The sequence below is a fragment of the Novosphingobium colocasiae genome (assembly GCF_014652555.1).
Taxonomy (GTDB): Bacteria; Pseudomonadota; Alphaproteobacteria; order Sphingomonadales; family Sphingomonadaceae; genus Novosphingobium; species Novosphingobium colocasiae.
Genome location: NZ_BMZA01000001.1, coordinates 410,900 through 424,594 on the forward strand (window position 1 = coordinate 410,900; position 13,695 = coordinate 424,594).

Here is a 13,695-nt window from a genome sequence, read left to right on the forward strand (position 1 = left end):
AGCTGAGCGTAGACGAAGCGGTAGATGGTTTCATGACTGATGACCTTGCGTCCTTCCTCGTGCTGGAAGCGTCCGGCGATCTGCTCGGGCGACCAGCCTGCGGCAAGGCGGTCCAGCACCGCGCCACGCAGGTCATCGTCACGTTCCAGACGACTTCCGCTCCAGCGCCGCGCCGAAGTCTGCGCCTGGGCATAGGCTGGCTGGTAGCCGATCCGGTTGCCGGTGTTGCGCTTCAGTTCGCGCGCGATGGTCGACGGCTGGCGATCCAGAGTTGCAGCGATTTGCCGGATCGATTGCCCGGCTTCGCGAAGCCGGGCAATCGAGCATCGCTCCTCAAGCGAAAGCTGGGTGTATCTCGACATGGCACCACCTGTCTGAGGTGTTGCACTTCGTTTGTGAACTCAGAGGGGTCCCGCTTCTTTTCGCGCCCGGACGGGAGAAAAGCGGGATCCCGGGTCAAGCCCGGGATGACGAAATCAATGCCACTTGCTCCAGTTCCAGATGACTAGCGCCGGATGTGGGCGTGCTGCTTCATGTGCGCCAGATAGCGGCTGTCCCAGTACATCTCGCACCAGCCCAGCCCCGGCTTGCCGTCGATAACCGTCGTCGTCGCCACTTCGTTAAGGATGTTGAGCTCGTCGATCGGGTAAACCTGATGGGCGAAATGCTTCGACAGGATATGCGTGGTGCGGCCCGCCACGTCCTTGATCGACACTTCGATTTCCTTGTGGATCATGTCCTGGTCCAGCACGAAGTCGATCACGTCCACATCCGCGATCTGCGACATGTGGCCGTCCTTGTAGACGTAACCCCGGATAAGGTGGCGGCCGAGGTATTCCATCTTGAAGAAGTGGATGGCGGAATCCTCGCCGGTCGCGTGGAACCATTTGTAGTGATAGTTGACGCCCCAGTTGCGGGTGCCCCAACTGTGATCGCGCTGCCCCAGCGTGTCGAAGGGGATGGTCCTGCCCTCGATCGTGATCGTGCCCTTGACCCGGCCGCTCTGCTCGAAGCGGTTGTCCGCGAAATACTGCGGGCAGCCATCGGGATGCGAATCGTAGCTGTAGGCGGGGTGAGTCGCCTCGAAGGTGAAATCCATCGCCACCCGTTCGCCGGTATAGACGATGTGCGCCGTGCGCAGCGGATCGCCCAGCGTCAGCCGCACGCCGCCGACGTCCCAGTCCTTGAAGCAGGCATCATCCGCCACCGGCACGTTGCGGAAGCTTTCGAAGATCGATCCGCCGGGAACGCCCGGCCCGAACGCGCAGATCGTCCCACCGGCCAGCCCGTCGCCGGTGACGCGCGGATAGACCCAGCCGGCAATGCCGTGTTCGGGCAGCTCGATACAGAACACCGTTGATTCGCGAGCCAGCGGCTCGTCCCGCAGCTTGTGCCGGCCATCGTCGGCCGGATCGAGCAGGGCGCAGTCGGTGGTCACGTCTTCATAGCGCATGGGCAGTCATCCTCTCGTGCCCGGGCATGATCCCGCCCGGTGCTTCGCAGCCCATGCTTACAGCGTATTTCCGAAGTTTCGTCGCCAGAATTCGTCAGAATGAAGAACGATCACCGGTGGCCCCAGGTGCCAGCGGCGGATCGGCGATGGTATCTTCGTCCGAGTCTGGCGCGTCCAGTTCGGCATCGGGCACGGTGAACAGGCTGCCCGGTGCCGGCTGCGCGCCGACTGCCGAGGTCAGGCTGACGAACCATGGCGATGCCAGCAGGCCGACGGTCAGCGGCAGCAGCCAGATCGCGGTCGGCGGATCGAACGCGAACAGCGCGGCGAACAGGGCTCCCAGCGCCAGATGCTCGCGCAAGTCGGGAACGACCTCGCGGATCGAGATGCGCCGCGCCTCGCGCGCCTGTGTCGTCCAGCCGGACGAGATGCCGAGCAGCAGCCCCAACAGCGCGCGGGTCTGGTTGACCATCGCGATCGGGGCATAGAGCACCGCGAGCGGCACTTCGACCACGAACGAGCGCAGCGCCGTCAACGCGCCGCCGAAGCCCTGCCGCCGTTCGCGGTTGGCGAGCAGCCAGATCATGCCCAGCACCTTGGGCCCGAACAGCAGCACCAGCGTCAGCCCCAGCACGCTCGGCGGGGCGACCCCGGCCACCCCGGTGCCCGCATCGCCGACCACCCGGGCGATGGTCGCCAGCACCAGCAGCAGCCAGCCCGGCGAAGTCAGATAGGCTGATGCGCCGATCAGCAGGTGCAGCCGGCTGGCCCAGTGGAGGCCCGATGATCCCAGCAGCCGCAGATGCTGGAGATTGCCCTGCATCCAGCGCCGGTCGCGGATCGCATGATCGACGATGGTGGGCGGAAACTCCTCGTAGCTGCCGCCGATCATCACCATGTGCACGGCCCAGCCGCGCCGCCGCAGCAGCGCCGATTCGAGCATGTCGTGGCTCAGGATGTGGCCGCCGAACGGGGCCTTGCCGGGAAGCTCGGGCAGCCCGCAACTTTCAGCGAAGGCCCGGGTGCGCACGATCGCGTTGTGGCCCCAGAAGTTCGCTTCGGAGCCGGACCACCACAGCAGCCCAGCCGATGCGATCGGGCCATAGGCTTCGGTGGCGAAGCGCATCCAGCGCTGGAACCAGGTGTGCGCGTTGATGATCATAGGCACTGTCTGCAACAGGCCGATCGACGGGCGCGCCTCCATGATCGATGCCAGGCCGACGATGGCCTTGCCGCTCATCATCGAATCGGCATCAAGCACCAGCATGCATTCGTAAGCGCCGCCAAAGCGCTGCACCCATTCGGCGATGTTGCCGGGCTTGCGCGCGATGTTCTTTTCGCGCCGCCGGTAATAGATCGGGATCGGTGCCCGCGCGGCCAGCGCGCGCCACGCCGCTTCCTCGCGCCGGCCCTGCAGTTCGGTGGAATCGGACAGCACGAAAAAATCGATCCATGGTGCGCCGCCGGCGTCGTCGATGGAACGGGCCATGGCCTCGACGCGGGCGAACACCGCCTCGACGCTCTCGTTGTAGACCGGCATCAGCACCGCCACGCGATGGCGCAGGGTGGACGCCGGGCTGGGCACGGCGGTGAAGCCGGGGTGTTCGCCGGTCATCAGGTTGATGAAGCCGATCGCGGAACTGACGAAACCGAACGCGATCCAACTGAACAGCGGCACGAAGAACAGCAGCAGCACGATCTCCAGCGGATCGAGCCCATCGCGCGAAAACGTGAAGCGCAGCTCGCTTGACGCGGCCAGGCCGATCACCGCGGTCAGCAGGATCAGCAGCAGCCGCTTGACCGCCATGCCGTGCGGCTGGGTGCGCACCTCGATCGCGCCCGGCGGATTGCCTTGCAGCCGCTGCACCGGCATCGCCAGCGGCGCTTCATCGGGCAACGGCCGCGGCGGCGCGGCGGGGTTGTGCGGCGCGCTCATCGATCGATCGCCTTGATGACGGTTTCGCTCAGCGCATCGGCCCCGCGCTTGAGGTAGACGCGGAATTCCGGGCGCGACAACTTCGCCGTGCGCACATCCAGCATGACCCGCCAGTGGCCGTCCTCACCCACCACCGGATAGGCGGCAGAACGGATCACCGCGTCGGCGGGCAGGTCGGTCCCCGCCGTCACGCCGCTGTCGCGCGCCAGGCCGGACAGCGCCGGGCCGGAAAAGTCGAACACGAACTTGCGCGCGCCGCTTTCCGGCGCGGCACCGGGGATGCCGGCGGGCCCCTCGTAAAGATCGACGCAACGCGATGCCGCATCAGCACTGGGATCGGCAGATGTCCAGGTCAGCGTATAGGCCAGCTCGCGCCGCCCGCCCTTGCGCGCCGGGGCATCGGGCACCCAGAAGGCGGCGATATTGTCCAGCGTTTCGCCGGCGGTCGGCATCTCGTACAGCATCACCGCGCCCGCGCCCCAGCTTCCCTTGGGCTCCACCCACAGCCCCGGCCGCCGGTCGTAAAAGGCACCGTCGTCCTGATAATTGGCAAACGTCTGATCGCGCTGGATCAGCCCGAACGCGCGCGGACTGTCGGCGCGAAAGGCGCTGAGGCGGGCGACCGTGGGGTTGTCCAGCGGCCGCCATATCCGCTCCCCGGTGCCAGACCAGATCGCGAGGCCATCGGAATCGTGGATTTCCGGACGCCAGTCCGCGCGCGGCCCGGTCTGGTCGTACCAGAACATCGAACTGGCCGGCGCGATGCCCAGTCGGGCGATGTCACGGCGGAAGAACAGGCTGGCCTGAACATCCTGACTGACCCCGCGCCGATCGCCGTCGAGATGGTGATGGCTGTCGAAGGTGAAAGCCCCGGTCAGGCTCGGCCCGTCCAGCAGGGCGTGGACCTTGATGCGATCCGCCGCCACCGGCTCGATCCAGAACGCGGTGAAGGCGGGAAATTCCTCACCCGCCGGGGCCCCGGTATCGATTGCGATGCCTCTGGCGGAGATGCCGTATTGCCCGGTCGATCCGGCGGCGCGGAAATAGGATGCGCCCATGAACGCAAGCCAGTCCGCCTTGAGATCGGCGTTCATGACCCGGAAGCCTGCCGGTTCGGCGGCGACGGTGCCGGGATAAAGCCCGCTGGCATCGATCAATCGCCGGGCGCGGCCGTTTTCCACGATGTGCAGCGCCACCGCCGCCGGGGCGACCGCCTGGCTGACCGGGAACAGCCGCAGGTTGCCGGGCAGGACCTCGGCGGGACCATAGGCGGCCTGGACGTAAGCATCGAAATTGGCTGCGGCCGAAGCCGAGGGCGCGGGCGCGACATAGCGCGTGGCGGCAAGGCGGCGGGCCATCTCGACCAAGCTTTGCCGCGAAAACGCCTCATCCGGGCCGAAGCGGCTTCCGGCCGCGCGCGCGCGGGCAGGCAGCGCCGAAAGCGCGATCAGGCTCAAGGCCAATGAACAGGCATGGCGGCGGGACAGGGCCGGGCCGACAGGCGCGTCCCGGAGCAAACCTTGGCGGGAGACTGGCAATTCGGGCAGGTTTCCGGTTCCTCGGCGATTGTCGGCATCAGTCATACGCATCGTGCGCCGATTGGTTGCGAGGCCGTTGCGGTTGCAGGGCGTGGGCAGGCGCTCAGCGGGCGGGCGGCGGATCGCGCCAGCCGATGATGACCTGCGCCCCCGGCTGCACGCCGCTGGCAAAGATTTCGGTCGACTTCCCGTCGCTCGCGCCGGTGGTCACGTAGACGCGGGCAGGCGCGCCGTCGTCGCCCAAAAGATGAATGCGCGCGCGCGTGCGGTCGGCCGTGGCATAAGGCTCGAACGCCAGCGCCGCGTTCGGCACCAGCAGCGCGTTGCGGCGCACCGGCAGTTCGATTTCCAGCGTCGCTTTCATCCCGGCGCGGGCGCGGTGCTCGGGATCCGCCAGCGCGAACGTGGCTTTGGGGCCGGCGGGCCCCGGCGCGATGCCCGTCAGCGATGCGGTCAGCGGGGTATCCGGGGCATCGTCCAGCCGGACGGTGGCGGCGCTGCCGGGTTTCAGCGATGCCGCAAGTTCGCCCGCAAGCGGCACCGCCATCGTCAGCCGGCTGCCGGTGCGGGCCAGCGTGAACAGCGGCGTGCCCGGCGTGACGCGGCGGCCGCCGGCGGTGGCGATGGTGGCGACGATCCCGGCGAACGGCGCGCGGATGCTGGCCCCGGCCGTTGCGTCATGCGACCCCTTGGCGCGCAGGCGCGCCGCCTTTTCGCGGGCGGCGGCGGCGTTGACCTGGGCGTCGGCGCTGGCGGCGGCAGCGCGCGCGGTGGCCATCTCGTTGGCCGAAGGCACTTGCCCGCGCGATTTCTTCCACACCGTTTCGAACCGGGCAAGCTGGGCCCGGGCCTGCGCCGCCAGCACCCGCGCGGCGCGCAGTTCGGCGTCGGCGGCTGTCAGCGTCGCCGCATCCGCATCGCGCGACAGCATGGCTTCGGACGGATCGATACGCGCCAGTTCCTGGCCGAAGCGCACCGTGTCGCCGGGCTGGACGGTGAGCGTGGTAACCGGTCCGGCCACTCGCGCGCGAACCACCAGCTCGCCCTCGCCGTTGATGGTGCCGTGCTCGGATATCAGCGGGGTGAGGTCGGCACGGGTAACCGGCGCGAAATAGTATGGCCCCTGCTGGCCGGTCAGGAAGCGCTGCGCCAGCGCCAGCGCGGCGATCGCCACCACCACCAGCACCGCGATGCTGACCATATGCCGCCGCCGGCGGCGCGGCGCGGTGCCGAGGAAATCGTCAAGCGGGGAGTGATCGCTGCCGTCACTCACAGACCAGCACCTCGGTGCTCGATATGCCGACCGGGCCGGGCTGGAGATCGCCTGTCACCCAGCCAAGGCCCAGCGCCCGGGCAAGCCGCACCGCGCTTCCGGCAAGCGTGGCGCGCGCGCCGATCCCCGCCTCGGAAAGGCCGGAGCCTGCCGCTTCGGCGGCATAGAGCGCGGAGAACGGCACCATGCCGTTGCGATAGGCGACGCGCGCGCTGGCAGCGGTAGCGCGCGAATCGCGGGCCTTGCGGTCCAGCGTCGCCAGCCGCGCGGCGGTCGCCGTCATCGCATCGCGCTCACGCGCGATCTGCGCGCGCGCATCGTTCTCGGCAGCGCGCAGCCGCCCCAGGCTGCGCGCGGCCAGCGCGGCCTTCTCGTCGGCACCGGCGTCACCGCCGGAGACCGACAGGGCTGAGGCAATGTCCTGCGCGCCGACGCCATCGCGCAGCAGCCCCGCCGTCAGCCGCCGTTCCAGTGCCGCCAGATCGGCCCGGTACAGCGCGATGCCGGTTGGCGGCGTGGCCTTGTCGGCCGGCATGGCGGCAGCGGCAATCGTCAGGTCGGGAACCTTGCCCTCCTCGCCGAGCGAGGCGAGCAGGGTGGTTTCGTCCATTCCGGTCAGGTCGGCCAGCTCGCGCGCCTTGTCCTCGAAAGTCTGGCGGTCGGCATCCAGGCTGCTGCCGTTGATCGCCACCAGCGATCCGGCCAGGCCGACGTCGAGCCCGTCCACCAGCCCGGCTTCGCGGCGGAAGCGGGCGATTTCGGCGTTGTCCTTGAACTGTGCCTGCATCTTGCGGCGCAGCGTGGCGATTTCCTGCAGGCGGCGCACATCCAGATATGTGGCGGCGATGCGGGCGGCCAGCCGGGCGCGGTGATCGGCATAATCATAAGCGCGCGCTTGAAGATCGGCGCTATCGGCCTCGGCCCCCGCCGCGCCGAACAGCCGCGCGATCCTGCGATCCAGCCGCTTGTCGCGCGTCCGGGCCTTGCCGCCATCGCGATGCAGCGCTTGCGCTTCGCAGGCCAGCGGCTTGTCGGTCGCCAGCCCGCGCTCGATCAGTTGATCCAGCACGGCATCGCCCGCGCTGTGCCACCACAGCGCCGTCTCGGGCGGCGGGGGCGGGGCCGGGGTCTGGAGCAGAGTGGCGGCGGCCGGGGTGGCTGCGATCGTCGGCTGCATCCCGCCCATCACCAGCGCCAGCGCCATCGCGCCGCGCTTCAGACGGAGCTTTGCGCGAAAGGAGGGGCCAAGGGCGTGACGACAGGGCACTGCCTCGCGATAGCAGCAACTATCGTCAAGGCAAAATCCTGCTGCATCGCGGCATGACCTTGGCCAAGAGGTCCGGCAGCGCGCGTCAGATGAAACGAAGTAGCGTGATACAGGCAATGACCCCGCACCCTCCCCTTGGGAACAGACCGACAGGCGAAAACCGATGGCAACGGAGATTGTTTCATCGGACAACGCGAATGCGGCAGGGAATAGCTGCTGCCCGCCCCGTGCCTGCGGCGGTTTCGGGTTACGCCATCGCGCTGGCGGCGGTATGGCCGGGGGCGATGGGACAGACGGGGACAATCAGGCGATGACGCCCAAGGCGCGCGAAAGCGTGGTGTTTCTGGCGGTGGCGCTGGGCATGGCAGTGCTAGTCGCGCTGCTTTCGGGCGTTGACGATGCGCTGGTCAGCCGCACCTATTTCCTGGCGCAGGACCGCCCCGGCGCGCTCTACGCCATCGCCGCGCTGATCGCGGTGGCGCTGATCGCGCCGCGGACGCCCGGCTGGCCGCAAGCGATGCCGCGCCCGCGTCGTGTCCGGGCCATGGCGGCGGCGATCGTCGCGCTGTTGTGGGCCGGGACATGGCTGGTCATGGCGAACTATCCGGTGTCGCGCGATGAGCATATGGCGCTGTTCGATGCCCATGTGCTGGCGGCGGGGCATCTTGCCCAGCCGCTCGCGCCGTCATGGCAGCCTTTCGCCAAGGCGCTGGTCCCGGATTTCCTGATGGATGTGCCGGGGCACAGGGCGCTGATATCGTCCTATCTGCCCGTCAACGCGGCGCTACGCGCGTTGTTCGGAGCCGTGGCGGACCCCGCGCTCCTCAATCCCTTGCTGACGGCCGCCGGGTTGCTGGCGCTCTGGCGCGTGGCGCTGCGGCTGTTCCCGACATGCCCCGGCGCAGTATGGGTCTGCCTTGGCGGCTATCTGCTGAGCGCCCAGATCCTGGTGACCGGGATGACCGGTTACGCGATGACCGCTCACCTCACCCTCAATTTGGTCTGGCTGGCGCTGTTCCTGCGGGGTGGCAGGTGGGAAACGGTGGCGGCGCTGGCCATCGGCTGGCTGGCGATGGGGCTGCACCAGATCGTGTTCCACCCGCTGTTCGCCGCGCCGTTCATCCTGAGCCTGCTTGCCGAGCGGCGCTGGCGCACCTTTGCGATCTATACCGCAGGCTATGGCCTCGCAGGGCTGTTCTGGGCCAGCTACCCCGGGCTGGTGCTGCGCGAAGCGGGCGTTCTCCCCGCCGGTGGCGTCGGCGCGCCGCAAGGGTTGATCGCCCGGGTACTGGCGATCCTCGCCACGCCGCAGCCTTATGCGCTGCCGCTGATGGCGTACAACCTGCTGCGGTTCGCGGTGTGGACGCCGTTGTTCGTGCTGCCGCTGGCGGCGCTGGCCTGGCCGACGGTGCGGGGTAACCGGGGGGTCGCGCTGCCGCTGATGGCGGGCGTGGTCCTGACGCTGGGGGCGATCGCCGTGCTCATGCCCTATCAGGGCCACGGCTGGGGCTACCGCTACCTCCATCCGGTGCTGGGCAACCTGATCCTGTTGGCCGGGACCGGATACCAGCGGTGGAGCCAGAATGCCCCCCGCCGCGCTGCCGCAACCACCGCATGGCTGGCGCTGGCGACGGCGGGGCTGCTGCCGTTCCTGGGCTGGCAGGCGCATGTCTTCGTGCGCCCTTACGCGGCGATGTCGCAATGGATCGGGCGGCAGCGCGCCGATTTCGTGGTGCTGGACACCGAATATCCGCCGCAGATCACCGATCAGGTCCGCAATCTGCCAGACCTGTCGAACCGGCCGCTGGTATTCTCCAGCTACGAACTGTCCGGCCCGGCGCTGGTCGAACTGTGCCGGCGCGGCACCGTGCTGCCGGTGCCGCGCGGCACGTTTCGCGCGATGGGGCTGCTGCCGGCCGATACGCCCGACAACGCGCTGTTCCCAAGCCGCATGGCCCCGCTGGCCGGGCAGGGCTGCGTCGTCCCTGCCCGGTAGAGCCGCTTAGGCGCTGGCCAGTTGCGGGCGGTTGGCCAGCAGGTGATCGACCACCGACGGATCGGCCAGCGTGGAGGTATCGCCCAGGTTCGAGGTGTCGTTCTCGCCGATCTTGCGCAGGATGCGGCGCATGATCTTGCCGGACCGGGTCTTGGGCAGGCCCGGTGCGAACTGGATCAGGTCAGGCGTCGCGATCGGGCCGATCTCGTGGCGGACCCACTGGATCAGTTCCTTGCGCAGCGCATCGTCGGGCTCGACTTCGGCATTGCAGGTGACGAAGGCATAGATGCCCTGTCCCTTGATCTCGTGCGGCATGCCGACCACGGCGGCTTCGGCGACCTTGGGATGGGCGACCAACGCGCTTTCGATCTCGGCGGTGCCCATGCGGTGGCCCGATACGTTGATGACATCGTCGATGCGCCCGGTGATCCAGTGATAGCCATCGGCATCGCGGCGACACCCGTCGCCGGTGAAGTAGTATCCCTTGAAGGTCGTGAAGTAGGTCTGGAAGAACCGCTCGTGATCGCCCCAAACGGTGCGCATCTGGCCGGGCCAGCTATCGGCGATGACCAGGCAGCCTTCGCCCGGCCCTTCGATCACCGTCCCGTCGTTGTCCAGCAGCATCGGCTTGACCCCGAACATCGGCAGCGTGGCCGATCCGGGCTTGAGATCGGTCGCGCCGGGGAGCGGGCTGATCATCACCCCGCCGGTCTCGGTCTGCCACCAGGTATCGACGATCGGGCAGCGGCCTTCGCCGACCACGTCATAGTACCAGGCCCAGGCTTCGGGGTTGATCGGTTCGCCGACGGAACCCAGCAGGCGCAGCGACTTGCGGCTGGTCTTCTTCACCCACTCGTCACCCTCGCGCATCAGCGCGCGCAGGGCGGTGGGGGCACCGTAGAAGATTTCGACGCCGAACTTGTCGACGACCTGCCAGAAACGGCTGGGATCGGGGAAGTTGGGCACGCCTTCGAACATCACCGTGGTCGCGCCGTTCATCAGCGGGCCGTAGACGACATAGCTATGCCCGGTCACCCAGCCGATATCGGCGGCGCACCAGTAGATCTGGCCGGGGCGGTAATCGAACACGTACTGGTGCGTCATGCTGGCCCAGACGCTGTAGCCGCCGGTGGTGTGCAACACGCCCTTGGGCTTGCCGGTGGAGCCCGAGGTGTAGAGTATGAACAGCGGGTCTTCCGCGCCCATCTCCTCCGGCGCGCACTCGGCGCTCTGGCGGGCGACGGCAGCGGCCCAGTCGATGTCGCGGCCTTCGACCATCGGCACGCCGGCCCCGGTGTGGGCCAGCACGATCACGGTGTCGACGGCGGGGCAGCGGGTCAGCGCTTCATCGACATTGGCCTTGAGCGGCACTTTCTTGCCGCCGCGCAAGCCTTCGTCAGTGGTGAGGACGATACGGCTTTCGCAATCCTCGATCCGCCCGGCGAGGGCATCGGGCGAAAAGCCGGCGAACACGATCGAATGGACCGCGCCGATCCGCGCGCAGGCCAGCATCGCCACCGCCGCTTCGGGCACCATCGGCAGGTAGATGGTGACGCGATCGCCGCGCCCGACGCCGCGTTGCTTGAGCAGGTTGGCGAAGCGGCAGACCTGTTCGTGCAGTTCGCGATAGGTGATGCGCCGTTCCGGGTTGGCCGGATCATCAGGCTCCCACAGGATCGCCACCTGATCGCCGCGCGTGGCCAGATGCCGGTCCAGCGCATTGGCGGAGAGGTTAAGAGTGCCGTCCTCGAACCAGCGGATGCCGAAGTCGGCTTCGTGGAAGCTGGTGGTGCGCACTTGGGTGAACGGCTTGATCCAGTCGATCCGGCCGGCTTCCTCGCGCCAGAACCCGTCGGGGTCGGCCAGCGAAGCGGCATGCCTGCGGGCATAGCCCTCGGCATCGATCAGCGCGCCCTCGGCCCAGGCCTCGGGAACCGGGTACAGCGGCTGTGCCATCTTTCCAGATCTCCTCTCAAATTATCCGTCTTTCGCCCGCAGGACGACAGGTTCGTGCATAGCATAGACCACGCCTGCAACAGGCGAACCCCCGACCATGGTCTAGGCTGAATGTATGCGCATTCGTTGCGAATATGGGGGGGAATTCGGGACAAGAACACCGGGAAAATGACCATGCACGGGATAACCGCGCGTGATGGCGCGGTCGGCAGCGCGGGCGGGGTGTGGATCGTTTCTCGAAATATAAGATTATGCCGCCCCGGCAGGCTTTCGGACGCTGCCCGTCGCTGATAATTCTCCGGAACGATCCTGCGCACAGCAAGACCCAGAAAACGAGGCAGAGGATAATGAGCGAAGCCTACCAGCAAGCCTGGCAAGCCAGCACCGCAAACCCGGAAGCATTCTGGGCCGGGGCCGCCCGCGCGATCGACTGGTTCACCCCGCCGACCCGGACCTGGGACGAGGGCGGCGGCTGGTTCGCCGACGGCGTGCTCAACACCTGCCACAACGCGCTCGATCGCCATGTCGCCGACGGGCGCGGCGATCAGGTGGCGCTGATCTACGACAGCCCCGCCACCGATGCGCGGGCGGAATGGACGTATGCCGCGCTGCTCGATGAAGTGGGCCGGGTGGCGGCGATGCTCGCCTCGCTCGGCGTCGGCAAGGGTGACCGGGTGGTCATCTACATGCCGATGGTCCCCGAAACCGCCTTCGCCATGCTCGCCTGCGCGCGGCTTGGCGCGATCCATTCGGTGGTGTTCGGCGGCTTCGCCGCGCACGAACTGGCCAAGCGGATCGACGATGCTACGCCCAAGGTCCTGCTCACCGCATCGTGCGGGATCGAGGGCAAGCGGGTGATCGCCTACAAGCCGCTGGTCGATGAAGCGCTCGATAGCGCCGCGCACAAGGTGGAGCGCGCGGTGGTGCTGCAGCGCCCGCAAGTGCCCGCCGCGATCCAGTCCCCCCGCGATCTGGACTGGCAGGACCTGCGCGCCGCAACCGCCGCCGACCCGGTCCCGGCCTGCGAGCCGGTTGCCGCCGGCCACCCGCTCTATATCCTCTACACGTCCGGCACCACCGGCGTGCCCAAGGGCGTGGTGCGCGATAACGGCGGCCACGCGGTGGCGCTGTCGTGGTCGATGAAGCACATCTACGGCATCGAGCCGGGCGATCCGTGGTGGGCAGCATCCGATGTGGGCTGGGTCGTCGGGCACAGCTACATCGTCTATGGCCCGCTGATCGCCGGGGCGACGACGGTGCTGTTCGAAGGCAAGCCGGTCGGCACCCCCGATCCCGGCACGTACTGGCGGGTGATGACGCGCAACGGTGCCAAAGGCTTCTTCACCGCCCCCACCGCCATCCGCGCCATCCGCAAGGAAGACCCGGACGCCACCTTGCTGCACCAGATCGGCACCGGCGCTTGCCGCGCGATCTTCCTGGCCGGCGAACGCGCCGATCCCGACACCATCGGCTGGCTGGAGGAACACAGCGGCCTGCCGGTGATCGATCACTGGTGGCAGACCGAACTGGGCTGGCCCGCCATCGCAAGCTGCTTTGGCCTGGGCGACGTGCGCCGCCGGCGTGGCTCTTGCGGCTTTCCCGTCCCCGGCTATGCCTTCGCCATCCTAGGGGATGACGGCAAGCCGGTGCCCGACGGGCAGAGCGGCGCGGTCGCCATCAAGGCCCCGCTGGCCCCCGGCACTTTCGCCACCTTGTGGAACAACCCGGCCGGGTTCGCCAAGAACTTCGCCAGCTTCCCCGGCTGGTACGAGACCGGCGATGCCGGCCACTTCGATCCCGACGGTTTCCTCAACATCATGGGCCGCACGGACGACATCATCAACGTCGCCGGGCATCGCCTATCGACCGGGCAGATGGAGCAGATCGTCGCTCGCCAGGACGGCGTTGCCGAATGCGCCGTCATCGGTGCGGATGATCCGGTCAAGGGCATGATCCCGGTCGCCTTCGTCGTCCCCCGCGCCGGGTTCGACGCCGACGAGACCCTCCACGACCGCGTGATCGCCGCCGTCCGCGCTGATCTCGGTGCCGTCGCCGCGCTCAAGACCGCGTTCGTGGTGCCGCTGCTGCCCAAGACCCGCTCGGGCAAGATCCTGCGCAACCTCCTGCGCAAGATCTTCAACGGCGAGGACTGGACGATGCCCGCCACGATCGAGGACCCTTCGGTGCCGGAGCTGATCGTGCAGGCGGTGAAGGAGGGGGTGAGTTAGGGGGGCGAGCCTCTGACCACCCAAGCAACACGGTGCTGAACGGGTTCC

The 13,695-nt window shown here is 68.1% G+C and carries 9 protein-coding genes; 2 read left to right on the top strand and 7 right to left on the bottom strand.

Going from position 1 to position 13,695, the window contains the following annotated elements:
• From IE122_RS18310 to IE122_RS02065, 6 genes are all read right to left on the bottom strand, one after another.
• A partial coding sequence (locus IE122_RS18310) for a helix-turn-helix domain-containing protein (RefSeq protein ID WP_229813635.1) occupies positions 1-362 on the bottom strand: 362 nt, incomplete at its 3' end.
• Between the two features lie 143 nt (positions 363-505).
• Positions 506-1,453, bottom strand: a complete 948-nt coding sequence (locus IE122_RS02045; RefSeq protein WP_189619414.1) for a DUF7064 domain-containing protein — start codon at positions 1,451-1,453, stop codon at positions 506-508.
• A gap of 94 nt (positions 1,454-1,547) precedes the next feature.
• Entirely contained in the window at positions 1,548-3,389 is a 1,842-nt protein-coding gene (mdoH, locus tag IE122_RS02050; protein ID WP_189619415.1) for a glucans biosynthesis glucosyltransferase MdoH, read from the bottom strand.
• Entirely contained in the window at positions 3,386-4,846 is a 1,461-nt protein-coding gene (locus IE122_RS02055) for an OpgD/OpgG family glucan biosynthesis protein (RefSeq protein ID WP_308430386.1), read from the bottom strand. Before IE122_RS02055 ends, mdoH begins: the two co-directional genes overlap by 4 nt.
• A 184-nt stretch (positions 4,847-5,030) precedes the next feature.
• Positions 5,031-6,200: an efflux RND transporter periplasmic adaptor subunit gene (locus IE122_RS02060; RefSeq protein WP_189619416.1), complete on the bottom strand. Its 1,170-nt coding sequence runs from the start codon at positions 6,198-6,200 to the stop codon at positions 5,031-5,033.
• Positions 6,193-7,467: a TolC family protein gene (locus tag IE122_RS02065; protein ID WP_229813637.1), complete on the bottom strand. Its 1,275-nt coding sequence runs from the start codon at positions 7,465-7,467 to the stop codon at positions 6,193-6,195. The genes IE122_RS02060 and IE122_RS02065 overlap by 8 nt, the downstream gene beginning before the upstream one ends.
• A 271-nt stretch (positions 7,468-7,738) precedes the next feature.
• On the opposite strand from IE122_RS02065, the gene IE122_RS02070 reads away from it, so the two are divergent.
• On the top strand, positions 7,739-9,463 hold the full coding sequence (locus IE122_RS02070) for a hypothetical protein (RefSeq protein ID WP_189619417.1): 1,725 nt from the start codon (positions 7,739-7,741) through the stop codon (positions 9,461-9,463).
• Between the two features lie 6 nt (positions 9,464-9,469).
• Here IE122_RS02070 and acs read toward each other — a convergent pair whose 3' ends face one another.
• Complete coding sequence (gene acs, locus IE122_RS02075; RefSeq protein WP_189619418.1) at positions 9,470-11,419, bottom strand: acetate--CoA ligase; 1,950 nt, start codon at positions 11,417-11,419, stop codon at positions 9,470-9,472.
• Positions 11,420-11,766: 347 nt separating this feature from the next.
• On the opposite strand from acs, the gene IE122_RS02080 reads away from it, so the two are divergent.
• A complete protein-coding gene (locus tag IE122_RS02080; protein WP_189619419.1) occupies positions 11,767-13,647 on the top strand; it encodes an AMP-binding protein in 1,881 nt (626 codons plus the stop codon).
• Positions 13,648-13,695 lie beyond the last annotated feature (48 nt).